The organism is uncultured Campylobacter sp. (assembly GCF_938039245.1).
GTDB lineage: Bacteria > Campylobacterota > Campylobacteria > Campylobacterales > Campylobacteraceae > Campylobacter_A.
The window spans coordinates 12,843-38,666 of sequence record NZ_CALHVN010000040.1 but is presented as its reverse complement, the minus strand read 5'-3'; the positions used below and the strand labels follow the sequence as shown (position 1 = coordinate 38,666).

The following is a 25,824-nucleotide window of genomic DNA, read 5'->3' as shown; positions in this document are numbered from 1 at the left end:
CGACTGCTTTTTGATTAGACGTTTTACCGATTCGCTGCGCCCATAGCCTTTTTGGGCTACTATACGATTTTTGCGCTTTATCGCTAGCGACGAGGCACGCTATTTCCGAGATTTTATATACATTATGCGGTTTTATCTTTGAATGCGTAACTCTAAATTTAAAATCATCCGACTCGCGGTTTCAAACAACCAAGCCACGCTCTCATTAAAGAGATTATTTTTATACTTGGCTCCAGATTTACTTGCTACCGGCGGCAAGCACTCTTTGAAATTTTACGGTACAGACGCTAAACGTTTTACCTTGCCGTCAAGTTTTGATATTTTAAGCTTATCTCGCTTTGTTTGTAGTTTTTTGATGCAATTGCAAGCAGTCTTTCGTTTATCATGAAACAAGCAAAACGGTATTTTTAAGCAAAAGCTCTCAAGCTTAAAATTTGGAGCTAAATTTATTTACCTTTTTATGCTTGCTAGCCGTTAAATTCTAGTCGCTAAATTTTTATCTTGGCATACTTTTGCGTTATCTACAAAGGTTGCGGCTTAATACTCTTTTAAATAACTTGCGTTAAAACAACTTCTGCTTGATGCGAGGGCGTCGTATAGAAGAATACACTAAAAGAATTAAACGGCAAAGCATCAAATTCGTCTTCGCTTAGCCGTTTAAAATCAATGCTAATTTTATACGATTCCCAGCAGAGCCGAGCCTAGCATCGACGGATTTTTATTCTGCAAAGCTTGCTGTTTTTCTAGTAATGAGTTGCTTTGCAAACTAGCTCGCAGCTCTTTTTCATATTTAGTCAAAAGCTCGTCTAGCACGGCTTCAAGCTCGTCTCTTAGACTTTTTTTCATATCGGTATTTAGCCCTAGAGCTTCCATCAGCTCCTCTTTTTTGGCTCTTAGTTTTTCTTGGATTTTTTGTTCGTTCATCTGCGATAAATATCCGGCCGCGCCAAGCTCGGTAAGAGTCCTTTTAAACCCCTCCACATCGGGCTCTTTGGAGGTTTTTACCGGCTCTGCCGCTCTTTTAAGCTCCTTTTCAAAGTCGCCCTCGTTTGCCGCTTTTGCGCTATTTTGCGCAGCTTTTTGCGCGAGTTCGGCCAAAATCTTTTGGATAAATTTCTGCTCTTCGATCGTCATTTTGCATCCTTTATACAAGATGCATTTTTACAAGCAAATTTTATTCCCTAGCTTTACCTGCGATAAATTTAGCAAATTTATCATCATCGTTTGGGCAGGCTACGACGTCGTAAAAATCAAATTTTAGCTCGTCTGCGATACGCTTAAATTCCTTTGATAGCTCAAAAACGGTCTCGGAGTTGTCGATACAAAACGAGATCGGATAGATGAGCGCTTTTTTATCTTTTAGCTCGGCTAAGACCTGATTTAGCGAGGGTTCTAGCCATTTTACGGGGCCTAGTCTTGATTGATACGCCAGCATCGTTTGCTTAAATTTAACCCCTCGCTTCTCCAAAATTTCGGTTAAAATTTGAACGTGCCGCTTGACGTGCTCCTCGTAAACATCGCCTGCATCGATGATTTTTTGCGGCAAAGAGTGCGCCGAAAACACTAGCGTTATATCGTCCGTATTTAGATTACGCGCGCTTTTTTCGATGCAGTCTGCGATGATCTCGTTATATCTATCGTCCGCAAAAAACGGCTCGACGATTTTTATTTTCGCCTTTAAATTTAGCTCGCGGCACGCCTTTTTAAAGTCGTTTAGACTTGACGTCACGGTGGTGATAGAGTGATGCGGATATAGCGGGAAAACGACGATCTCCGAGGCCTGCGCAAACTCGGCCAAAACGTCCTTTGTAAAAGGCGGCGTATAGTTCATCGCAAATGCCGCCGTCTCGTCGTCCTCTAAAAAATGCGAAATTTTACCGCAAAGCCTAGCCGTAAGCTCGCAGATAGGCGACTTGCCGCCGATTTGACGGTAGTTGTTTTGCGCGGTTTTTAGACGGGATTTTGTTATCGCAAATGAGGCGATTTTACGCAAGAGCTGGCTTTTTATCCCCAAAATACAGGGGTCGTTAAACATATTTTTTAAAAAAACTTCAACCTCGCTAAGGTCGTTTGGCCCGCCCATGTTTAGTAGCAAAATAAGTCTCATTCGCAAATCTCCTGAGCCTTTAGCGCGTCTTCAAGCGTGCTTAGATCGCTTTTTGCGCCGCAACAAGCTTGATAAAACTCTGCAAACAATGCTTTAGCCGGCGAAACATCGCCGTAAACTTTCAAATTTTGCTGTCCCTCAAGAGTATATTTGTTTAGCTTAAGACCCGACATATCGCCGAAATACACGCCCCCGCTCGCGGCAAATTCGATCGTAAATCGCTCGGCTTTAAATCGCTTCGAGTTGTGAATGCTGGCTAAGGTTTGATTTTTAAATTTAAGCTGAAAAAGCGCATCGGTTTCGCTTCTTTTGTCTTCATTTTGGATAGAGATTTTGTTGCCAAACACCACTTCGCTACCCGTTACAAACCTTGCTAAATCGACGTTTTTTAAAATTTCCAGCTGTAAATTTACGCCTTTGTTAAAACCGCGCGAGATATTTAGCGAGAAAATTTCCCTTTCTTTAGCGAGCTCCTTTTTTATAGAGGCTATCACGGGATTAAACCTATCCGTAAAAGCTACGTAAGCACCGATATTTTGGGGCTTAAAGCAGTATTTTAATTCTCTTATCTCACCTGATTTGCAAAGCCACGGATCAAGCATGATAAATTTTATAAAATTTAGGCACTTTGGTATTAAATTTAAGTGCTTGTGCGTGTCGGTGACGATTATGGCGTCGATTTTAACGGAACTTAAAAGATCGTTTATGTTGTTAAAAAACGGTATGCGCGTGCAAATTTCGTGATTTTGCACTCCGTCAAATATTCCAACCAGCTCGAAATTTTCCGAGCGACGCAGCTCATTGTAATAAATTTTGGCATTGCCCGTAAAGCCTATGATCGCAACTTTTTTCTTCATATTAATCCCAAATTTTAATGTTTTTAAAATAATTATAGTAAAAAACGGTAATTAAACGGATAATGCGCCCTATTTTTAGATTTTTCCAGCTTTTTTACAACCGTTTTTATTGTTTAGCCTCAAACAAGTTTTATCAAATTTATGATAAAATCAGCCCTATTTTAAAACTTTAATCAGGAAAAAACTATGGATATTAGAGAGGCTTATTTAAATTTTTTTGCAAGCAAAGGTCATGAGATCATCCCGTCTGCGCCGCTAGTGCCAAACGACGCTACGCTACTTTTTACAAACGCCGGCATGGTGCCGTTTAAGAGCATTTTCACCGGCGAAGTGCCGCGCCCTACTCCGCCGATCCGCACGAGCTGCCAGACCTGCATCCGCGCAGGCGGCAAGCACAACGACCTAGACAACGTCGGCTACACCGCGCGCCATCACACGTTTTTTGAGATGCTGGGAAATTTTAGCTTCGGCGAGTATTTCAAAAAAGACGCGATCGCGTATGCATGGGAGTTTGTGACGCAGGTGTTAAAACTACCAAAAGACCGCCTATACGTCACGGTTCACGAGAGCGACGACGAGGCGTTTGCGCTATGGGAGCAGCACATCGCAAAGGAGCGCATTTATAGATTCGGCGATCACGATAACTTCTGGCAGATGGGCGATACGGGACCGTGCGGACCATGCAGCGAGATCTTTTACGACCAAGGCGGCGAGCACTTTAACACGCCTGAGGACTACATGGGCGGCGACGGAGATAGATTTCTTGAAATTTGGAACCTAGTCTTCATGCAGTACGAGCGCAGTAGCGACGGCAAGCTAACTCCGCTACCAAAACCGAGCATCGACACGGGCATGGGACTTGAGCGCGTCACGGCGATAATGGAAGGTAAATTTAGCAACTACGATAGCTCGCTTTTTATGCCTCTTATCAAAGAAGTCGCAAAGCTTTGCGGCAAGCCTTACGCTTACGAGAGCGGCGCTAGCTACCGCGTCATCAGCGACCACATCCGCTCGGTAACTTTCCTGCTAGCTCAGGGCACTACATTTGACAAAGAGGGCCGCGGCTACGTGCTTCGCCGCATCCTACGCCGCGCGATCAGACACGGATATCTACTAGGTATAAAAGAGCCCTTTATGTACCGTCTCGTCGATAAAGTTTGCGAGCTAATGGGCGGCCACTACGCCTACCTAAACGAGAAAAAAGCGGCGGTAAAAGAGCAAATCAGGCTCGAAGAAGAAAGATTTTTAGCCACGATAGCAAGCGGACTAGAGCTTTTTGAGAGCGAGCTAGCGCACACGAAAGATATTTTTAGCGGCGAGGCTGCGTTTAAGCTTTACGATACATTCGGATTTCCGCTAGATCTCACGGCCGACATGCTACGCGAAAAGGGACTCAAAGTAGACGAAGCTAAATTTGACGAGCTAATGAGCGAGCAAAAAGCGCGCGCTAAAGCTGCTTGGAAAGGCAGCGGCGACAAGAGCGCAAAGGGCGATTTTAAGGCGCTTTTAGAGAAATTCGGCGAAAATAAATTTAGCGGCTACGAGGAGCTTGAGCGCACGAGCAAGGTTTTAGCGCTACTTGACGAGGACTTTAAGCAAACTCAAATTTTAAAAGCAGGCGAGCAAGGCTGGGCGATGTTTGACGTGACGCCTTTTTACGCGCAAAGCGGCGGCCAGGCAGGCGATAGCGGCGAGATCGCAGATGCGGCCGACGTACTAGATACGCAGAAATTTTTCGGGTTAAGCTTATCAAACGTCGCGGTTAAAAAAGAGCTAAAAATCAGCGATACCGTAAAGCTAAAAGTAAGTGAGCAAAGAGCCGAGATCGCGCGCCATCACAGCGCCACGCACCTACTCCACTCTGCGCTTAGAAGCGTGCTGGGAACACATATCGCGCAGGCCGGATCTAGCGTCGAGGCAAACAGACTCAGATTTGACTTCTCGCATCCAAAGGCAGTGACGGCGGAGGAGCTGACGAAGATCGAAAATTTCGTCAATGCCGCGATTAGCGAAAATATAGAAGCAAAAACGGAGATAATGGACATCGAGGATGCCAAAAACAGCGGCGCTATCGCGTTATTTGGCGAGAAGTACGCCGACAAGGTGCGCGTGCTAAGCTTCGGCGAGGTTAGCAAGGAGCTTTGCGGCGGTACGCACGTGAGCAATTTAAGCCAAATCGGCGCGTTTTTTATCACCAAAGAAAGCGGCGTAAGCGCGGGCGTGCGTAGGATCGAGGCCGTATGCTCTAAGGCCGCGCTAAATCTAGCAAAAGCCTGGCGTGGCGAGATCGAGGAGCTAAAAACCGAGCTAAAAAGCGCCGAGCCGATGAATGCGGTAAAAAAACTAAAAGCCGAGATAAAAAGCCTAAAAGACAAGACCAAGCAAGCCAAAGACGCGCACGCGCTGGCGGTAGTGAACGTAAACGAAACCAAGCTTTGTGTCGCGGTGCTTGACGGCGGCGATATAAAAGCCACGATAGACGAGTTTAAAAACGAGAACGAAAAGGCGGCGATCCTGCTCGTGCAAGTAAACGAAGAGGGCAAAATCGCTCTGGCAGCAGGCGTGAAAAATGCGGCTTTAAAAGCGGGCGAATGGGTCAAATTTACGGCGCAAATTTTAGGCGGAAACGGCGGCGGCAAAGACGACTTCGCAACCGCAGGCGGTAAAAACGTACTAGCCATCGAGGATGCGGTTAGGCAGGCGCTAGAATTTGCTAAAGTAAAGCTTGAAAAATAAACTCGCGTCGGTCAAATTTAAGCGGCTATCTTAAATTTGACCGCGGTTTTGAGGCGTAAAATTTAAAGCAAATTTGAGCTACCTTTAACTAGGCTAAATTAAAATAGTCGAAAGTCGGCAAATTTAATGGGCTAGTTTATAGCGTCAATTTTTATTAAATTAAAATTTAAAAACGAGCTCAAAAATAGCCGTAAAATTTAACCCAAAATCCGGCTAAATTTGATCTCAAGGGGCTTAAAGCGAGTTTCAAGTAGGTTTTAATACTAAATTTAGGATAAAGCTACAAACCTAATTTATTTGGTTTCTAGGATTAAATTTAAAGTAAAAATGCGTGGAGTTAATAGCTTATAAACTAAGCCCAAAATTTTGTCCGCGCATTAAGTCGTTAAATTTCGGCGCCGACAAGGGTGAACTTAAACAAACAAATTTTAAAATCAAAGGGGGCAAATGCCTGAATTTAATATAGCTTTTGCAAGAATCGATAACGCCTTACCTTTCGTCCATATCCTTGCTGTTATCGTTTTTATCGGATTTCAGGCGAATTTTTTACTAATGGCTAAATTTTTTATGAAGAATTTAGGCAACGACGCACAGAGCTACGATACGATAATCTCGATGATGAAGCGCCTAGGATACGCGGTTTATGGATCGATTTTAATCATAGGCGCGACAGGTCCGATGCTGGCTAAGGAAAGCGCGGCAAAAACCGCCGATCCTATGCTAGACACGGTTTTAACGACGAAGTGGGCTCTTTACGGCTTTTTGCTCCTAAATATAATTTATGTTACTTATCGTCTAAACAAGGCCGTAAAAGCATTTAAAAATAGCGAATACGTCGAGCTTCACGAGAATCTCATCGTTACGATTTATTATTTCATCCCGCTAAACGTTGCGTTCGCGCTGCTAGCGACTTATCTTGGCATAGCATATAGGGAGTTTTGATGATTTTTTTGGCCTCAAGTTCGCAAACGCGAGCGAAAATTTTAAAGCAAAGCGGAATAAATTTCGAGCAAATCTTCTTTAACTACGACGAGGGCGGCGTAGATAAAAATTTACCGCCGCACATCTACGTCCAAAAGGTAGTCGCGGCAAAAAAAGAGCAGTTTTTAAAGGCAAATAGCGGCGCAAAAAACGTCATTTTCGCCGATAGCGTCGTCGTATGTGGCGGTAAAATTTTAGGCAAAGCAAAAGACGAAAAAGAAGCTTTTAAAATGCTAAAAATGCAAAGCGGTAGCACCGCTAGGATCGTAACCGCGACGATATTTTTAGGCGAGAAATTCGAGCTTTTTAACGTAAGCTTTGCCGAGTATAAATTTGCCAAATTTGACGAAGCCGACTTGCAAAACTACCTATCGGGCGATCTTTGGCAGGGCAAGGCAGGAGCCATGACGATAGAAAATTTCAACAAAAAATATATCCTAAGCCAAAACGGCGAAACTAGCACCGCAATGGGGCTAAACGTGAAAATTTTAAAGGCGTTTTTATGAGAATTCTAGCTTCTATTTTGTTTATTGTCTTCGTTTCGCTGAGCGCGGCGTTTGCGTATCTTTACTCGCAAGTTACCTTTGATGCGTCAAATATCATCGATTTTAAGCCAAAGCTCACGACTCAAATTTACGATAGAAACGGCGAACTCATCGCAAATATCTTTGACGAAAATAGAATCTACGTCAAGTACGAGGACATCCCGCCGCGCGTCATAGAGGCGCTAGTAGCGATCGAGGATACGAGCTTTTTTGAACACGGCGGCGTAAACCCTGAGGCCATCACGCGAGCTATCGTTAAGGACATAAAAGCGGGTAAACTAGTAGAGGGCGCTAGCACGCTCACGCAGCAGCTTGTTAAAAACATGGTATTAACCAGAGAAAAAAAGCTAACTCGTAAGCTAAAAGAGATGATCATCTCGATGAAACTGGAAAACGAGCTAACCAAAGAGCAAATTTTAGAGCGCTACCTAAATCACGTCTATCTAGGACACGGCTATCACGGTATAAAAACCGCGGCAAAAGGATACTTTAGAAAGGAGCTTGACGGGCTCACGCTAAAAGAGATCGCTATCCTAGTGGGCTTACCAAAGGCGCCTAGCACCTACGACCCGACCCGTCACCTAGATCTATCGCTTAGCCGCGCAAACAACGTCATAGCAAGGATGAACGCACTAGGCTGGATCAGCGACGCAGAGTACAAAGCCGCGCTAGTCGAGCAGCCCGTAGTTTTTGACGACACCCTCACGCAAAACAAAGCCCCGTATATCGTGGACGAGGTGCTAAAAGAGGCCTCAAAGCGCTTTGAGGATATCAAAACCGGCGGCTACGTCATCGAAACCAGCGTTGATTTAAAGGTGCAAGATATGGCGTCTGAGGCGCTAAAATACGGCTACAACGAGATACTAAAACGCAACAAAGATGCAAACGCCAGTATCCTAAACGGCGCTATCGTCGTTACGCTACCTAAAACGGGCGAGATCCTCGCACTAGTAGGCGGCGTAGACTATGCCAAAAGCAGCTACAACCGCGCCACGCAGAGTATGCGCCAACCTGGCTCTAGCTTTAAGCCCTTTATCTATCAAATCGCCCTAGACATGGGCTACTCGCCGATGAGCAAGGCCGCCGATATATCAAGGGTTTTTAACGAAGGCAGCCAGTACGAGTGGCGACCGAAAAACTATAGCGGCGGCTTCCAGGGCTATATCACGCTGCGAGAGGCTCTACGCCAGTCACGTAACCTCGCTACGATAAATTTACTCGACGAGATCGGACTTGATACGGCTTATAAAAAGCTAACCGAGATGGGCTTTAAAAACATCCCTAAAAACCTCTCCATCGCGCTTGGTAGCTTCGGCATCTCGCCGTTAGAGTTTGCTAAATTTTACTCGATGTTTCCAAACGGCGGCGAAATCGTAGAGCCAAGCCTCATAAAACGCATTATAAACTATCAAAATTTAGAAGCCGTTTTCGAGCCTGCGCGCGTATTTATTACGGAACCCGAGCAGGCATATCTGATGACCGATATGATGAGGACGGTAGTAGAGCGCGGCACCGGGCAAAACGCCAGGCTAAACGGCGTGCAAGTCGCGGGTAAAACGGGCACGACGAATAATAACGTCGATGCGTGGTTTTGCGGATTTACGCCCGAGGTCGAGGTGCTAGTGTGGTACGGCAACGACGATAATACGCCGATGAGAAAGGTCGAGGGCGGCGGACGCACGGCGGCTCCGGTGTTTAAGAAATTTATGGAAAGCTATATGAAGGAGTACCCGCTAAAACAAAAAACCTTCATCGAGCCTGAAGGCGTCTTTCATACCGCGCACGAGGGCTTAGCGGAGATCTATACGAAGATCTCGCCCGTACCTAAACCCGACGCCCAGGATATGCTAATAAAACAAGACGACGAGGGGCTGATTTTTTAAATTTCGTAAATAAAGTCGGCTAAATTTGAGCGATTTGCTATACAAATTTAGCCGCTGATTCGTTAAATTTAAACCGTTCGTCAAAGCCATAACGCCCCAAACTCGCTCAAATTTGACACATACTTTAAAACCAAGTTCGGCTATGCGGTCAAATTTGAATTTATTTAGACCCTAATCTAAAGCCCGCTTGCAGGTTTTAGTCGCGTTAAATTTAACGCTTTTTAGCGCGGATGGCAAGTCTCGTCAAATTTAGGCTTGCCTGCCAAACCGGGTTTAGGCGAGCCAATTTTACACAACCGCCCAAATTTGTCGCCCTGTCGCGTCCGCAAAAACCGCGTCAAGCATGCTTAAATTTAATTATGCCTCGTCTTTTGGGATATATGTACTTCGGTTAAACAGATAGCACGCCGCAAAAATAATAAGGCAAGCAGACAGTACGTTTGAACCGCCCAAAAGCAAGCTCATCGTCTTTTCCTCATTTCTAGCGATTAGAGCCGCTACTATGAGAACAACCGGATACAAGATCAAAGCAATGCTAGCTAAATTTTCAACCGTAAAAATCGCCAAACAAAGTCGCTGATTTTTTATAAAAAATTTGCTGTATTTTTTCGTAGGGTAGCTTTTTAGGTAAATTTTAGTAAAAATATACGGCAAAATTAGCACCACGGCAAGGTATGCAACTCCTAAGATGTTTCCTATAAAGCCCGCAAACCACGAAACCATGAGCTTAAATCCGATAAATGCCATACTAGCGCGCCTGATAAGCCTATGGACGTCGTAACGGTTTTTTAAACCCCAAGGTATTTGATCAAATTCCGCGTCCAGGTCGTTTAGCTCGCAGAGTCTTTCCTTAGCGGACTTCGCGCTTTGAGCTAGACCGGACTCCCTGCGCAGATCTGCATCCTTGGGTGCGGGCTCATATGAGCTTATGTTCAAAGAGTAGCATACAGCGAAAACAAGCAAGCAAATCGGAGCCACGACAAGGCCGTATAAAAACGCATAAACGCCGTATCCGCCGCTATCCCTCACGAAAAACGACCCGATAATAAGCAAAATCGGATATAAAATCAAAACTATGCTGGCAAAATTTTCAATCCTAAAGGCCAGGAAGCTAGCGCGCTGATCCCTCACGAAAAGATAGCTGTATCGCTTAGTTTTACTTCGCCTTAAAACATAAATAGTAGCACAAATAGGCAGAACTATCATCACAGCGCCCCGAATATAGCTAAACATTTTAGGAGGCAATTCTATGCCGTTGTTTACAAAAAATGATTTTAAATACGGCGCCAACATCGCAAAAAGATAAAAAACGACAAACGTCGACGACCAGTACGTCATAATCGCCCGTCTGATAAACCTGTGCCTATCATACCGCCTTTTTGCGTCCTCGGGGATAGCAGCAAATTTCTCGTCCAACTCTTTCATCTCAGCTTGAAATTTTGCATTCACGGTCAGTCATTTTAAAAATTTAACCCAGTAAAACGCCTAAATTCAGGCTTAAATTTGGTTGCAAAGGCGTAGCCGCATTTTTATTTTTTCGATTTGCCGCCGCTTGGCAAATTTAATCAGGCAAAGGCAAGGAGAGTCAAATTTAACGTCAAATGGCCTTAAATTTGACCCGTTTTTTGAGCTGGTTTTTTAGTCAAATTTTGGCCGAATTTAACGTAAAAAGCAAAAGCTCGAAATTTACTCCACGAGCTTCATCTGCTCGGCGCAGATAGCCTTCCACGAGCTTTGCAGATTTGAGCCGACGCACTCCTGCAGATACGGCTTTGCTTCGCTTTCGCGTTTTAGCTTGATGTAGATTTCCGAGATCTGAGCTAGAGCGCGTAGCCTGCTTTCGGGATCTAGGCGCGTATCTACGAGTTCTCGCGCGGCGTCTAGAGCCTCGCCTAGTCTATCTAGCTTGCTTAGCGAGCCGATGTACTCAAAGTCGATTTTTGGGCTAAAGGTGGCGATATGCAGGCGTTTTTGCAGGTCGATCGCCTTTTTGGCGTAAACCGACGCGTTTAAAAAGTCGTTCGCGCCGTACGTCGCCTCGGCCATGCGGTCGTATAGCTCGATGACCTTAAAGTCGTTTTTGCGTAGCGTCTCGACGGCCGTTATCGTCGCGGCGGCGTCGGTGAGCCTGCCTAGCCCCATCAGCGCCTCAAATCTATAAAAAAGCACTGGCGAGACGTCGGCGTACTCCTGCCTAGACGCGATAGCCAGCGCCTCGTCGGCCACGCGCAAGGCGTCGTTATACTTTTCCGTTTTTATCAAAACGGAGGCTAGTTTGATGAGCCACTCCACGCGGTCGAGCATGTCGGGCGCAAGGATATTTTGCGAGGCGAGCTCGTGCGCGGCGGCGAAACGAGAGAGGCGCATATAGCAGTCAAAGAGCTTAAATTTAGCCCCGATTTTATCGCCTACGCCGTAGTTTTCGGTCAAATTTACCGCCGTAGCGCAGTCGTTTTGACGGATAGCTTCATCCGCCAAATTTAGCGCAGCCTGAGCTAAAACGGCGCTTGCGTCCGTATCGTTTAGATCGCGCACGGCCTGGGTATAGCGCAGGACGGAGTCAAATTTACGCTCTTTTAGATAGAGCGCGACCTGCTCTTTTAGCGCTTTAACGCCGACGTCCGTTTTGCCGTATTTATCTATAAGCGCATCATAGTGCTGGTGCAGCTTTGTCGCGTTGCTCTCGTCGTTTCTTGCAAAAAATAGCTTATCGAGCGCATTTTGCACGGCGGCGGCGTACTGCCCGTCCGCAAACTCGTTTTGGTATCTTTTTAGGTAGTCGTAGGCCTTTTGCGTATCGGGGGTGCCGGCTAGAGCGATGCCTAGATTTTTTAGCACGGTTTCGTAATCATCGTCGTTTTTGTCTAATCGAGCAAGTAAAATTTCATAAATTCTCGCGGCGATATCGTCCATCTTTTTCTCGTGAAATACCCCAGCCAGCGCCATTAGCTTGGACGCATCGTTTAGTAGGTATTCTTGGTTTCTGTTTAAAATTTTAAGCATAAAGTCCTTGGCGCGGTCAAATTTGGCCTTGTCGATACTGCCTTGCACGAGGCTAAGAGCCGCGCGGCTAGCTACGTCTAGCGTCTGCGCCGAGTACAGCACGTCCTCATACATCCTCACGGCCTCGTCCTGCCTACCGGAGGCGTAGAGCTTATCGGCAAACTCAAGCTCGGCTAGCTTGGTAAAATTTGAGCTTGGATGTTCGCTTTTAAGGATATCTAACGTGTAGCTCGCATCGCTAACCAGCTCCTGTCTAAGATAAGCCCTAGTCACTAGATATAGCGCCTCGGGGTAGTTTTCGTCCGATACGAACCTACGCATCCACGCGCGCCCCTCGCTTGCGACATCAGCTGCGCCAAGCCCCTCAAAGCTATTTTGCGAGTCTAAAATTTTATCCAAAGCGCGCAGCCTATACAGCAAAAACTCGCTGGCAAAGATACTATTTGGATAGCGGCGTAGCGCCGTTTGCGTCGTGCTTATCGTCTCATCGTAGCGCTTGGCCTCATAGCTTTTTTTGACGTCTAGGTACATGTTTATATCGTTGCTATCGCTGCTTTCTATCGGAGCCTTGTTTAGATCTAGCGGTCCGACGCTAGGCGCGGTCATCTGCTCAAATATCGGGGCGAAATTTATCCCCGCATTTGCTTGTTTTTTAAATTCGTTTAAATTTTGATCTATCACGATGGCGTGGCGTTTGGCTACTCCGCCGTTTTTGCTAAAAGGCACGGTAGGCGCGCCGTAAAGAGACTCGCTAGAAGATATCAAGCGAGAATTCGCGCGCGGCACGATATAGACTCGCATGCCGCCCTTTTCTTCGCGGAATCTCACCTCCGCAAGAGCCAAAATTTTATCCTCGACCTTCGGCAACGCGCCGCCAGGAAGATCGCAAAAATAAAGCTTGCGGTCGTAGGCGAGGATCTCCTCTTTACAAACGAGTCCCTTCTCGTCGCTGATGTTTATCACGGTGTAGGGCCTGCCGTCCTCTGCGCCCGAATTTACGCTCAGGCTAAAAGAAAACGCCAAAATCGGTAAAAAAAGTAAAAAATATTTTCTCATGCGACCATTATACCCTTTTTCGTTTAAAAAGCGCTATAAAAGCGAATATTACGCGCTTTAAAGGCTATTTTTTTACTAAATTTAGCGCGTTTGGATAAAATTTTATTTAGCCTAAATTTAACTTTGCCATAGCAAGAAATTTGGATTTTAAAGCAGCGTGGCTGCGGATAAATTTAATCGCCTCACGTCAAAAGCTCCGTCCGCTACGTCAAATTTGACGTAGCAAGTCCGGCTTTTGTGATTAAATTTATAAAATTTGCCCGCCTCGGCGGATAAATCCGCCTTCCGAATTTGACCGTTTGCCGCTACGCCTCTTTTGAGATATTAACTAGCTTAAACGCATATCCGCTAAATTTCGCTCTGCAAAGCGCGACCGTGCCCTTCATCTGCGGCTCTAACCTAAATTTAGCCCTTATTTCTACGCCATCAGCCTGCACGCTTGCTATATCGCCGTCTTTTACCTTTGCGGCCGCGGCAAACGACGCCGAGCCGATTAGCTCCTTTATCTCGCTGCTTAAATTTGACCCGTCCGCCTCATCCATAAAAAACACGACGCTACCGTCAAAGCTCTCGGGCTCTTTTAGCGGCGTAAGCTTGCCGTCCGTTTTAAACTCGCCCTGCGCGCCGTCAGCCAAAACGACGTTCTTGCCGAGCATTTGCAAAAACTCGAATATATTTTTCGCGTCCGCATGCGCCAAAAAGGAGCTATCTATCACGATATTTTCGCACTCCTCTAAAAACTCCGCGATCTGCTCAAACTCCTCCTCGCCGACGTTGCACTCGCCGCTTAGGTATCCTTCGTCAAGCCCCTCAAAATATTCGCGCGTTTGCTCGTCAAATTTAGACGCGTCAAGCGAGTATTTACAAAGCAACGCTAGCACGTAGCTAGCCGATCCGATCTCGCAGCGAACGAGACTTTCAGCGCCTAAAATTTTATCCTCAAAGCAAGAAATATATAAAAACTCGTTTTGCTTTATCTGCTCCGCTAGCTGCGGATTTTGCTCGCAGAGCAAGCTTGCCAGGCTTAAAGTTTTTGCATTTTTAAATTCGCTAAATTTCATCTTTTATCCTTTAAATTTAGCTTGGATTTTATAAAAATTTATTTTAAGAGGGGGTAAATTTGCGCCGATTAGACGCAAATTTGGTTATTTTTCTAGGCCGAATTTGACGGCTGCTTTAGCAAGCTCGAGAGTGGCGTCTACGAATTTATCTTTTTTCGTCGCGTACGGCAAAAATAGCGGTATCTCCGTACAAGCCGCGATATACGCGTCAGCCTCGATAGCCGCGATAGTATCGTTAAAAAGACCCACGTACTCTTTTAGCCTGTTTGCCTTTGCGCCCTTATAAATGCAGTCCATGACGTCGCTCATCAAATTTTCCGGGATTTTTACGCACTCTAGGCCTGCTGCTACCAGCTCGTTTTCGTAAATTTTAGCTGTGGTCGTGCCGGTGGTGGCGATGACGGCGATCTTTTTAGCGTGCGGGAAACTTGATTTTATCGATGCGGTCGCGATTTTAGCGATGTGCAGGATATTTACGCCGCACTCCTGCGTTAGGCGCTCGGCAAAATAGTGAGCCGTGTTGCAAGCTATACAGATAGCCTCGCAACCGGCGTTTTTTAGCCTGGTTGCAGACTCTTTCATAAAAGGAAACGGATCCTCGCCTCCGTGCAAGATATACGCCGTGCGGTCGGGTATCTGCGGATAGTTGTCGATGACGATGGGGATGTTATCCTGATCTTTTGCGGCGTTTGTGAGTTCTACGATCTTAGCGTATAGATCTATCGTAGCTAGCGGTCCCATACCGCCTAAAATTCCGATTCGTTTCATGAAAAAGTCCTTAAATTTAAAAAGCCGAGAGCGAAGTCTCGGCTAAATTTAGCTCTAGCTATTAAAGAAGAATAGGAGCTACCACAAATCCTAATGCAACCGAAAGTGCAACCATGATGGTTCCCGGAACGATAAAGCTGTGATTTATAACAAATTTACCGACTCTAGTAGTACCCGTGTCATCCATGGCGATAGCGCCCAAAGTCGTAGGATACGTAGGAAGTACGAATAGTCCTGAAACTGCGGCAAATGAAGCAACCAATATCCAAGCATTTTGTGCATTTTCAGGGCTGGTCATGCCCATAGCAGCCGCAACGGCAGGCATCATAACCTTCGTAGTTGCAGCCTGCGAATATAGCAAGCAGCTTAGGAAATATAGAGCGATAGCGAGTACGAAAGGATACTTAACGACGACGTTTTTTGCAATATCGGTAATTTGCCCCAAGTGTCCTTGCACAAAAACGGTACCCAGCCATGCTATACCCAGGACGCAGATGCATGCGTTCATACCGCTTTGGAAAGTACTGGTCGAAAGAAGCTTGCTAGTATCCACCTTGCAAAGTACGACGATAAGAAATCCGATAGTAAGCATAAATGTCATAATAGCGCCATCTCTATCGAGAGTTAAAACCTTGCTTGGCTTTTCTTTATCTTCAACGTATTTTGCACCCGTAGCATCGTCTATGCTAACTTTAACATTGGGCATTGAAGCGATTTGCTGAAATTTTTCAGGGGCTTTAGCTTCATAGACTTTTTCATATCCTACGACATAGCTTGGTTTTATGATGCCGACATTTTTAGAAATAGCAAGAGCGTAGAACACTACCGCAAGAACTCCTATAGCAAAGATTGCTACTGAACGTTTCGCATACAGCGGTAACTCTTTATGTCCCGATTCGCCTTTGACATCGGAAACCAAACCCTGGGCTAATCTTTGTTGGTATATAGGATCTTTTGAGAGGTCTAGATCGTAAAATTTATTTACGATAAATGCAGTAATCAGCATAGCTATAAAAGTCGTAGAAATACAGATAAAAAGTAACATCGGATAGCTTACACCCAGTTTTTCCATTACGCCAGTCATAGCGACAAATGCTGCCGCTACTGGGCTAGCGGTAATGGCCACCTGAGACGAAACCACTGAAAGCGCAAGAGGCGCGCTAGGTTTTATATTTTGCCCCTTTGCAACGTCTACGATAACAGGTATCATAGAAAATGCCGTGTGTCCGGTGCCTGCAAAAATAGTAAGCAAATATGTAACGATAGGTGCTAAATAGTTGATTTGCTTTGGGTTTTTACGCAAAATTTTCTCTGCTTGCTGAACAAGCCAATCAAGGCCGCCCGCAACTTGCATAGCGGAAATCGCAGAGATAACCGATGCGATAATTAAAATAACGTCGGTTGGGATATGTTTCATCTCCGTTTTCATTCCCAAGACGAGCGTCAAAACAATAACGCCTACGCCACCGGCGTAACCGATACCCATACCGCCCAGCTTAACGCCTAGGTAGATGCCTCCAAGTAGGACTATGAACTGCAAAATCAGCATAATATCCATAGAAAAACTCCTTTAAGTAAATTTAACTTATAAATTTAAAAACGCCGAAAGATCGCTCTCTCGGCGCGCGAATGCCTAAATTTATTTACCCATATGAGGGTTTAGCATATTTTTAGGCTCTAAGATTTTGTCGATTTCCTCTTTTTTGAGGTAGCCTCTCTCCAAGCAGATATCGCCTACGGCTTTGCCGGTTTGCAACGCTTCTTTAGCGATGCTTGCGGACTTTTCGTAGCCGATGTACGGGTTAAACGCAGTTACGATACCGACTGAGCCGAGTACTGATTTTAGGCATGCCTCAGGATTTGCGGTTAGTTTTCTAACGGCTTTTTCGGCTAGGGTTTTCATCGCATTTTCAAGGATAAAGATAGAGTTAAATAGCGCGTAAGCGATACCTGGCTCAAACGCGTTTAGCTCAAATTCGCCTCTCTCGCTGCAAAGCATGATGGTTACGTCGTTGCCGATTACCTCGTAGCACGCCTCGCCTACGACCTCTGCGATGACCGGATTTACTTTACCAGGCATAATTGAGCTACCTGGTTGCATTTGTGGTAGATTTATCTCGCCAAGACCGCATCTTGGGCCTGAGTTCATTAGTCTTAAATCGTTTGCGATCTTGCTTAATCTAACGGCAGCAGTTTTTAGCGCGCCGCTAACGTGAACGAAATCTGCGGTATCTTGCGTAGCCGCGATAAAATCATCGGCAGGTTTAAAGTTTACGCCTGTGATTTGGCTCAAAATTTTATGAACAGCTGCTTTGTAATCAGGATGGCAGTTGATGCCCGTTCCGATCGCGGTTGCGCCCATGTTTAGCACAGCCATAGACTCTCTTGCGGCGGTGATTTTTTCGATATCGCTTTTGATGTAGCTTGCAAATGCGTTAAACGTGTTGCCAAGCGTAGTAGGAACAGCGTCCTCTAGCTCGGTTCTACCCATTTTGATGATATCTTTAAAGTCTTTTGCCTTGGCTTCCAGCTCGTTTTTAAGTAGCTCCATAGCCTTTAAAAGATCGGTTAGTTTAGCGTATGTAGCGACTTTGATCGAGCTTGGATAAGTGTCGTTGGTGCTTTGGCCTAAATTCGTATGGTCGTTTGGATGCAGATACTGATACTCGCCTTTTTTGTGTCCTAGGCTCTCAAGCGCGACGTTTGTTATAACTTCGTTCGCATTCATATTGGTGCTAGTTCCCGCACCGCCTTGGATCATATCTACTACGAATTGATCTAAATATTTACCCGCGATCAGCTCGTCGCACGCTTTTGCGATGGCGTCGGCTTTTTGCGCGTCTAGAACTCCGACTTCTTTGTTGGCTAAGGCCGCAGCCTTTTTGATTTGAGCAAATGCCTTAACGAAATACGGATAATCTTTAAGCGGTCGTCCGCTCATGTGGAAATTCTCAAGCGCCCTAAACGTTTGCACTCCGTAATATACGTCGTCGGCTATCTCTAGCTCGCCTATGAAGTCGTGTTCTCTTCTGGTTCCCATATCGGTTCTCCTTGTGATGAAATTGAATAATGAAACTATAGCGCAATTAAACTGATTTTTAAATTAAGATTTTAATTTTTTATTTATTTTTTTATTACGAATTTATCATTTTTTTAAGCTTTATTTTATACTAAAAGCGCTAGTTATGTCCGAAAAAACGCGGATATGCATAAATTTTGATATTAAATCGGTCTTAAGCTAAAATAGCTATATAGACTTTCAAATATCAAAAATTTGTAAGATATTTTCGTTTTATTTTATCATTGAGACCATTTTTTATTAATAAACTTAAGAAAAGATACTAATATTATCCTATAAATTTAAGCTAGTATTTATTTAAATTTACACGCGCATTGTCGCGCCGAACCAAAAAGAGATAAATTTAATGTTAGTTCTAAATATATTTAGATAAAATATCCCAAAAATTTATAAAGGAAAAAGATGCAAACGAGCTTTATGAAGCCTCTAAACACGGCAAAAGCGCTAGGCATGACGTCCGGGATTTTAGTTATTTTAAATTTACTTTCGCAAGAGATGGTTTTACCAAAAAGCCTCTTTGATATCGCAACGAGTGCGCGCGTAGCGATGTTGTTCGTCTCCGTCATCTGCCTTTACGGCGCGATATCAAAGGTAAACAAACTTGCAGGCGGAGGCGTGTTTAAGCTTTACCGCATTTTTATCGCGGTTAGTAGCGCGATGATTTTGCTAAGCTTTAGCGCAAATTATGCCCCCGCTAGCACGCACAAGGTCCTATTTTTCGTCATTTGCGGCACGGCCGTGCTTGCGTTTTTGCTTTGGATAAAGATAAATTTTAAACTCGGCGCCGTCACGCAAAACGCCCTATTTTCAGGTTACGCGGTGCTTTGCATCGTAGGGACGTTTATCGCCGCGGCGCTAAAGTTTTTGCTTACCAAAGCCCTGCGCGACCCTTATCCTATCGAGCTTGCGGTGCTTGGCATCTACCTAGCGCTAGGGTTTATCTACGTGCTTGCCTGGTCGAGGGTAGATCACGTCGAAAATCGCAATCAAGACTAAGTGGGTCCCGTCAAATTCGCGTTTCGAGCAAATTTAGACGACAAAAGCGAAAAATCGCGCGACTATGCTAAGCCCATTTAAATTTAAGCAAAGCTAAATTTAAATTTATCGTAAATCCGTAAATTTAAACTAGCGACGACTTTAAATTTAACTCCGCAAAAGCCTAAATTTAACCCAAAACCGTTTGATGCTATCGTTAATTTCAGCTTGTTTTTTAGCACGTTTACTAGCGAAATTGCTTAACTAATGTGGGCTTTTATCTAGCGAAAGGCCGCTCCCTGCGCTCGGGCGCCCAAAATTTAATCAAAAAGTTTTGCCTTTTGGCTTAGAGATTTTATATTTCTTCGACGGTCGCGCGTTTTTATCGGCTTGATGCTAAGGCAGCTACGATAACCACCGTTAGAAGTAAAATTTAGTAGACCGCTCAGGCATAAAAGCTCGCATCGCTGCGCCTCGGTCGCCGAGCGAGGCAAAAATGCAGCTCTAGATACGGCAAAACCGGAGAATTTATAATTTTACAATCGACAAAAATCGCTATGGCTGCGTTTTAAAAGAGGTTTTGCTAAAACTATGCCTTGGATAAAGCGGCGATTAAAACAAAAAAGCGCAAATTTATGTTTTATTTTTTTCATTGACGTAAATTTGAGATTGCGTCGTCTTAGCTCATAAAAAATTTAGGAGTGACTTTAGAATGACAAAATGTTTAAAATTCGGTGCTAATATTTGCGCTACAAAATTTAAGGAGAAAAAATGAGAAAATTTATACTTTTAGGAGCGGCTGCAGCGATGGCTTTTGCTGAAATTACTACGGTGCAAGTTAGTCCCGAGGCGATAAAAAACTACAAGCAAATCGTGGATATCAGAACGCCTTCTGAATGGGCGGAAACGGGCGTGATAAAAGGCGCAAAGACCATCACTTTTAACCCCGCCGACAAAGATAGCTTTTTAAACGAACTAAAAGCCAATCTCGATCTAAAAAAGCCCGTCGCGCTAATTTGCAGGAGCGGGCGTAGAAGCGCTGCGGCGGCTATGGCGATAGATTCGCCGGAGCTAAATATAATAAATCTTGACGGCGGCATGAGCAGCCTAATAAATCAAGGCTACGAAACTGCGCCGTATCAAAAATAATCCGCAAATTTACTTTATCCGCTAGACTTAAATGCGCTAAATTTTAAGTCTAGCGTAGCTGTTTTACACTCTACTCTCGCGCAAGACGGCGGCAAATTTTAAACTTACTGCCGTTTTTTGCAAATTTAATACAACAAAACGCATCTGCTTTAAATTTTAGCGAGCGTAAATTTCACCAAATTTGACCAAATTTACGCTAAAAACAGCCTCGGCTTTAGCTTTAGTAGGCAAACATACGCAGCCAGCGCGCTTTGCTCTCTTATATAGTTGCGGTCTCCGTTTAAATTTAGCCTTTCGATGATACACTCGCCGTCCTTTGCGTAAGCTCCTACAAATACCGTCCCCACGGGCTTTGCCTCGCTACCGCCCTCAGGCCCCGCGATACCGCTGATAGCTAGAGAGAAGTCCGATTCGCTCGCCTTTAGAGCGCCTTTTAGCATCGCCATCACGCACTGCTCGCTCACCGCGCCGTAGGTTTGCAAAATTTCATCGCTAACGCCCAGCCAGTCGCGCTTCATCTTATTTGCGTAGGTCACTAGCGAGCCGTTAAATGCCGCCGAAACTCCGGCAAAAGCGCCGAATTTTGCCGCCGCAAGTCCCGCAGTGCAAGACTCAGCAAAGGTAAGCTTCAGCCCGCTTGACGTAAGTATACGCGCTACGTGAGCCGCGATGTCTTCGCCTTCAAAAAATTTGCCCGAAAAGAGATTTTTCGCGCCGTTTATAAAGCCGCCGATTTGACCGAATTTATTCGCTTCTACTCTGATTAACGCCAAATTTGATAAAATTTGAGACGAATAAATCTGCACTTCGTATGTTTTAGCTAGCGGTTCGAGCAGGATTTTCGCGCTCTCCTCGTCAAAGTCTACCAAGTGAAAATATCCGAAATCGCGCTGCGTTTTGATCTCTATGGCGGGCAATTTTTGATTTGCGTCGGCTTTTATTAAATTTACGTATGTTTGGTCTAGTCTTACTAAAAAGCTCTCATCGCTAAAGATTTCCGCTCTACTGGGAGCTAGCATCTGAGGGGATTTTAGCTCCAAAACGTCGCCGCTAAGCGTAGCTAAAATTTTAGCCGCGACGGAGTAGTTTTTACTTGACGCAAATATACAAAGACCGTCCGAGCGCGCGCAAAGATGCTCGATGATAAACGGCAGTTCCTTGTCGCTGCGACTAACAAACCTAAACTCGCCCAACTCGCCGAAATGCCGCTTGTAAGCGCAAATAATATAATCTAAAAAAGGCGCGTTTACGCCGATATCTTCGCCGATGATCAGTAGTGCGTTTTTCACTGTTTTCTCCTTTAAAAGCTAAAAATATCTTACATAAATTTAGCTTAAAATAGCGTTTTTTCAGTAGCGTTTAATCGCCGTTTGGATAAAATCTACCAATTTTTTACTTCAAGGCGAACCTATGGATTACAAAGATACTTTATTGCTTCCAAACACCGAATTTCCCATGCGCGGCAACCTGCCGGAAAACGAACCCAAACGCTTAAAATCGTGGTTTGACGATAGAAAAATCTACGAAAAAATGAAAGCTAAAAGGCAAAAAGCGGCTAAAAGCTTCACTCTGCACGACGGCCCTCCCTACGCCAACGGCAACATCCACATCGGACACGCGCTAAACAAAACCCTAAAAGACATTATCTTAAAAACGCACTATTTCTTCGGCGAAAACGTGAGATTTACGCCTGGCTGGGACTGCCACGGGCTACCGATCGAGCAGCAAGTCGAGGTAAAACTGGGCGAGAAGAAAAAAAGTCTCAGCAAAACGCAAATCCGCGAGCTTTGCCGCGAGCACGCCAGAGAATTTATCGGCGTGCAAAAGGAGAGCTTTAAACAGCTAGGCGTCGCTAGCGACTGGGACGACCCGTATCTGACGATGAAATTTAAATTTGAAGCAGAAATTTACAAAACGCTTTGCAAAGTCGCCAAACGCGGGCTTTTAGTCGAGCGAAGCAAACCGGTGTACTGGAGCTGGGCGGCTAGAAGCGCTCTAGCAGAAGCCGAGGTCGAGTACGAGGATAAAGAGGACTACAGCATCTACGTCGCGTTTAAACTAGGCGAAGAAGCCGCCGCAAAAATCGGCGCGAAAGACGCTCGAGCGGTCATCTGGACGACCACGCCTTGGACGCTGCCGGCAAACCAAGCCATCTCGCTAAGTCCAAATGAAATTTACGTTTTAACGTCTGAAAATTTGATATTTGCCAAAGAGATGCTTGGCGAACTGGAAAAAGAAGGGCTAACTAAGGGCGAAATTTTAAAAGAATTCGCCTCCGCCGAGCTTGAAAATCTGCACGCGATAAACCCGCTAAACGGTAGAAAATCGCTATTTATCCTAGGCGATCACGTCACGATGGACGGCGGTACGGGCCTGGTTCACACAGCTCCCGGTCACGGCGAGGACGACTACCACGTGAGCCTAAAATACGGCATCGAAGTCATCATGCCGGTTGATGAAGGCGGTCTATACGACGAGACGCTAAAGGCGAAAAAGTTATTCCCAGATGACGTAGTAGACGAGCTAATCGGTATGCATATCTTTAAAGCCAACGAGAAAATTTTAGAGCTTCTAGGCTCAAATTTGCTAAAAGTTAGTAAATTCGTCCACTCGTATCCGTTTTGCTGGAGGACGCATAAGCCCGTTATCTACCGCGCTACCAAGCAGTGGTTTATCGCGATGGACGAGCCTAAAATCGAGGGCAAAACGCTACGAGAAGTCGCGCTAAAAGAGCTAGAAAACGTCAAATTTTACCCTGCAAGCGGCGTAAAAAGGATAGGCTCAATGATAGAAAATCGTCCCGACTGGTGCATCTCGCGCCAACGCGACTGGGGCGTGCCGATAGCGTTTTTTAGACGCAAGGATACAAAAGAGCCGATATTTGACGATGAAATTTTAGATAACGTCGCGGCGATATTTGAGCAAAAAGGCGCGGATGCGTGGTGGGATAGCGAGATAAAGGATCTCTTGCCTGCAAACTGCAAATACGATCCGCAAAATTTAGAAAAAGTTATGGACATCCTCGACGTCTGGTTTGACAGCGGCTCGACGTGGGCTGCGGTGCTAAAAAGCGGCGACTACGATGCGGGCAGCTATCCTGCGGATATGTACCTAGAGGGAAGCGATCAGCACAGAGGCTGGTTTCAAAGCTCGCTACTGCTAAGCTGCGCCGCGCAAGGAAGAGCGCCGTATAGAAACGTGCTCACGCACGGCTTTACAGTCGATGAAAACGGTCAAAAGATGAGTAAAAGCAAGGGCAACGTCGTAGCTCCGGCGGACGTCGCTAAAACCTACGGCGTGGAAATTTTACGCCTTTGGGTTGCGCTTAGCGACTACTCCAGCGACCTAAAAATCAGCGAAAATATCCTAAAACAAGTAAGCGAACAATACCGAAAAATACGCAATACGATAAGATTTCTACTAGCCAACGTAAACGATCTAGAAGATATCGAAACGTCAAATTTCAACATCTTAGACCGCTGGATACTAAGCCGCGCGAAAAAAGCATTCGACGAGGCTGAAACGGCGTTTAGAAATTACGACTTTTCAAAGGGCTTTAGCCTGCTGATGAATTTCTTAAGCGCGGATTTAAGCGGCATATATCTTGATATCTGCAAAGACCGCCTATACTGCGACGCCAAAGACAGCGATACGCGCCGCTCGGCTCAAAGCGCCATGGCGCTAATCACCAGAGCGCTCCTACCGCTCATCGCTCCGACGCTAACCTACACCGTGGATGAAGCGATGGACTATGCGCCTAAGATCATAAAAAACGGTGCAACCGACGCCTTTGATCTAGAGTACGCACCGCTAGATTTTGAGTTTAACGTGGATGACGAGCTGCTAGTGGCTAGCCGCGAGAAGTTTTTCGAGCTAATCGACGTACTCAAAAAAGATAAAAAGATAAAATCGACCCTAGAACTCGTACTGCAAACCAGCTCAAATTTGATTCTGAGCGAAGATATAAACGAAATCAGCGACTGGTATATGGTTAGCGACGTCCAAAGCCTAGACGGCAGCGACGGCTTAGCCGAATTTGACGTCGGAAACGATAAATTTAAGCTTGTTTTATCAAAACGCTTCAAATGCCCGAGATGCTGGAAATTTACCGCTAAGCACGACGGCGAAACCTGCCCTAGATGCGAAAAGGCGCTAAATGCTCTCTGAGCCGGTTAGCTTTAGCTTCGTAGCGGCGACCATCGCGGCGATACTCGCGGTTACGGCCGTAGGCATCGTAGCGGTAAATAAATTTAAGGATAAAAAATGATAACTTTAAAGCAAGCTCTAAAGCTAAGCGCGGGCGAAGTAGCCGAGCTTAGAAACGAGCTAGAAAAGAAAATTTTCGCAGACAAAGAACTCGGCGCTTACGTCGAGCAGCTGGCAAATTTGCCGCTTGGCAAACTGGGCGCGGGCGTGCCGATCGCTATCAAAGACAACATCCAGGTAAAAGGCTGGAGCGTCACGTGCGCGTCTAAAATTTTGCAAGGATACGTCGCGCCTTATAACGCGACCGTCGTCGAAAAGCTGCTAGCGGCGGGCTTAGCGCCGTTTGGCCGCACGAATATGGACGAATTTGCCATGGGAAGTACGACCGAAAGTAGCTACTACGGCAAAACGCTAAATCCCCTAAACCGAGAAAGAGTACCGGGCGGCAGCTCGGGCGGCTCGGCGGCTGCGGTAGCGGCGGGGCTAGCGGTTGCCGCCCTAGGCAGCGATACGGGCGGCTCGATACGCCAGCCTGCGGCATTTTGCGGCTGCGTCGGACTAAAGCCCACCTACGGGCGCGTTAGCCGCTACGGTCTTGGCGCTTACTCCAGCTCGCTCGATCAAATCGGCCCTATAACGCAAAACGTAGAAGACGCCGCGATCCTATACGACATCATCGCCGGCCACGACGATAAAGACAGCACGAGCGCGGATATAAAATTTGAGAGCATCGCAGATAAGCTAGACTCAAACAAAAAGCTCACGATCTGCGTAATCGAAAACTACGTAAACGAGGCCTCAGAGGAGACTAAAAAAGCGCTTTTAAAAGCGGTCGATATTTTAAAATCCGCAGGTCATAAAATAATCTATAAAAATTTAGAAAATTCAAAATGCGACATCGCAACTTACTACATCATCGCCACCGCTGAAGCCAGCGCAAATCTCAGCCGCTACGACGGAGTGAGATACGGACGCAGGGCAGAGGCTAAAAATTTAAAAGAACTTTACGTAAATTCGCGCTCGGAGGGCTTTGGCGAAGAGGTAAAAAGACGAATCCTGCTAGGTACTTTCGTGCTTAGCAGCGGCTATTACGACGCGTATTACATCAAAGCGCAAAAAGCTCGAGCCTACGCTAAAGCTAAATACGAGCGGATTTTGAGCGAATGCGACCTCATTTTTATGCCCGTCGCCCCTCGTACGGCGTATAAATTCGGCGATCTAAAAGATCCGCTAGAGGCCTATTTATCGGATATTTACACGATCAGCGTAAATTTAGCCGGCTTACCCGCCATCTCGGTTCCCGTAGGCAAAGACGCAGACGGACTAAACGTCTCAGCTCAACTCATTGCCAAAGCGTGGGATGAAAAAACGCTACTAGAGGGCGCTCTTAGCCTTGAAAATTTAATAAAAGGATAAAA

Annotated in this window: 18 protein-coding genes; 8 read left to right on the top strand and 10 right to left on the bottom strand. The window is 45.6% G+C overall.

The annotated features are described in order from the left end of the window. Nucleotides 1-675: 675 nt before the first annotated feature. From Q0218_RS06810 to Q0218_RS06800, 3 genes are read right to left on the bottom strand one after another with little or no spacing between them, the layout of a single operon-like run. Nucleotides 676-1,134, bottom strand: coding sequence for a response regulator (locus tag Q0218_RS06810; protein ID WP_297967877.1), 459 nt, complete (start codon nucleotides 1,132-1,134; stop codon nucleotides 676-678). 40 nt (nucleotides 1,135-1,174) lie between these two features. Then, nucleotides 1,175-2,107: a ferrochelatase gene (gene hemH, locus Q0218_RS06805; RefSeq protein WP_297967874.1), complete on the bottom strand. Its 933-nt coding sequence runs from the start codon at nucleotides 2,105-2,107 to the stop codon at nucleotides 1,175-1,177. Then, nucleotides 2,104-2,964, bottom strand: a complete 861-nt coding sequence (locus Q0218_RS06800) for a Gfo/Idh/MocA family oxidoreductase (RefSeq protein ID WP_297967872.1) — start codon at nucleotides 2,962-2,964, stop codon at nucleotides 2,104-2,106. Before Q0218_RS06800 ends, hemH begins: the two co-directional genes overlap by 4 nt. Nucleotides 2,965-3,150: 186 nt before the next feature. On the opposite strand from Q0218_RS06800, the gene alaS reads away from it, so the two are divergent. From alaS to Q0218_RS06780, 4 genes are all read left to right on the top strand, one after another. Then, the gene (alaS, locus tag Q0218_RS06795; RefSeq protein ID WP_297967869.1) at nucleotides 3,151-5,700 is read left to right on the top strand and encodes an alanine--tRNA ligase; all 2,550 of its coding nucleotides are present in this window, start codon (nucleotides 3,151-3,153) and stop codon (nucleotides 5,698-5,700) included. 447 nt (nucleotides 5,701-6,147) lie between these two features. Further along, a complete protein-coding gene (locus tag Q0218_RS06790) occupies nucleotides 6,148-6,642 on the top strand; it encodes a 3-isopropylmalate dehydratase (RefSeq protein WP_297967867.1) in 495 nt (164 codons plus the stop codon). Then, nucleotides 6,642-7,187 (top strand): septum formation inhibitor Maf, encoded by a 546-nt coding sequence (gene maf, locus Q0218_RS06785; RefSeq protein ID WP_297967864.1) that lies wholly within the window; start codon nucleotides 6,642-6,644, stop codon nucleotides 7,185-7,187. The genes Q0218_RS06790 and maf overlap by 1 nt, the downstream gene beginning before the upstream one ends. Next, a complete protein-coding gene (locus tag Q0218_RS06780) occupies nucleotides 7,184-9,109 on the top strand; it encodes a PBP1A family penicillin-binding protein (RefSeq protein ID WP_297967860.1) in 1,926 nt (641 codons plus the stop codon). The genes maf and Q0218_RS06780 overlap by 4 nt, the downstream gene beginning before the upstream one ends. A 357-nt stretch (nucleotides 9,110-9,466) precedes the next feature. Here Q0218_RS06780 and Q0218_RS06775 read toward each other — a convergent pair whose 3' ends face one another. From Q0218_RS06775 to Q0218_RS06750, 6 genes are all read right to left on the bottom strand, one after another. Continuing rightward, the gene (locus Q0218_RS06775; RefSeq protein ID WP_297967857.1) at nucleotides 9,467-10,558 is read right to left on the bottom strand and encodes a hypothetical protein; all 1,092 of its coding nucleotides are present in this window, start codon (nucleotides 10,556-10,558) and stop codon (nucleotides 9,467-9,469) included. A gap of 237 nt (nucleotides 10,559-10,795) precedes the next feature. Then, entirely contained in the window at nucleotides 10,796-13,168 is a 2,373-nt protein-coding gene (locus Q0218_RS06770) for a hypothetical protein (protein WP_297967854.1), read from the bottom strand. A gap of 305 nt (nucleotides 13,169-13,473) precedes the next feature. Then, nucleotides 13,474-14,229: a hypothetical protein gene (locus tag Q0218_RS06765; RefSeq protein ID WP_297967851.1), complete on the bottom strand. Its 756-nt coding sequence runs from the start codon at nucleotides 14,227-14,229 to the stop codon at nucleotides 13,474-13,476. Between the two features lie 84 nt (nucleotides 14,230-14,313). Next, on the bottom strand, nucleotides 14,314-14,997 hold the full coding sequence (locus Q0218_RS06760; RefSeq protein ID WP_297967848.1) for an amino acid racemase: 684 nt from the start codon (nucleotides 14,995-14,997) through the stop codon (nucleotides 14,314-14,316). Nucleotides 14,998-15,058: 61 nt separating this feature from the next. Beyond that, entirely contained in the window at nucleotides 15,059-16,555 is a 1,497-nt protein-coding gene (locus tag Q0218_RS06755) for an anaerobic C4-dicarboxylate transporter (protein WP_297967845.1), read from the bottom strand. Nucleotides 16,556-16,636: 81 nt separating this feature from the next. Further along, a complete protein-coding gene (locus Q0218_RS06750) occupies nucleotides 16,637-18,037 on the bottom strand; it encodes an aspartate ammonia-lyase (protein ID WP_297967842.1) in 1,401 nt (466 codons plus the stop codon). A 441-nt stretch (nucleotides 18,038-18,478) separates the two neighbouring features. Between Q0218_RS06750 and Q0218_RS06745 the strand changes: the two genes are divergently transcribed. Together Q0218_RS06745 and Q0218_RS06740 are read left to right on the top strand one after the other, a co-directional pair. Continuing rightward, nucleotides 18,479-19,072 (top strand): hypothetical protein, encoded by a 594-nt coding sequence (locus Q0218_RS06745; protein WP_297967839.1) that lies wholly within the window; start codon nucleotides 18,479-18,481, stop codon nucleotides 19,070-19,072. Nucleotides 19,073-19,822: 750 nt separating this feature from the next. Next, nucleotides 19,823-20,200, top strand: coding sequence for a rhodanese-like domain-containing protein (locus tag Q0218_RS06740; protein ID WP_297967836.1), 378 nt, complete (start codon nucleotides 19,823-19,825; stop codon nucleotides 20,198-20,200). 191 nt (nucleotides 20,201-20,391) lie between these two features. Here the strand turns inward: Q0218_RS06740 and Q0218_RS06735 are convergent, their stop codons facing one another. Beyond that, nucleotides 20,392-21,489, bottom strand: a complete 1,098-nt coding sequence (locus Q0218_RS06735) for a CinA family protein (protein ID WP_297967833.1) — start codon at nucleotides 21,487-21,489, stop codon at nucleotides 20,392-20,394. Between the two features lie 121 nt (nucleotides 21,490-21,610). Between Q0218_RS06735 and ileS the strand changes: the two genes are divergently transcribed. Together ileS and gatA are read left to right on the top strand one after the other, a co-directional pair. Beyond that, the gene (gene ileS / locus Q0218_RS06730) at nucleotides 21,611-24,367 is read left to right on the top strand and encodes an isoleucine--tRNA ligase (RefSeq protein WP_297967830.1); all 2,757 of its coding nucleotides are present in this window, start codon (nucleotides 21,611-21,613) and stop codon (nucleotides 24,365-24,367) included. A 96-nt stretch (nucleotides 24,368-24,463) separates the two neighbouring features. Then, nucleotides 24,464-25,822 carry an Asp-tRNA(Asn)/Glu-tRNA(Gln) amidotransferase subunit GatA gene (gatA, locus tag Q0218_RS06725; RefSeq protein WP_297967827.1) on the top strand — a complete coding sequence of 453 codons (1,359 nt, stop codon included), beginning with the start codon at nucleotides 24,464-24,466 and terminating at the stop codon, nucleotides 25,820-25,822. Nucleotides 25,823-25,824: the final 2 nt, after the last annotated feature.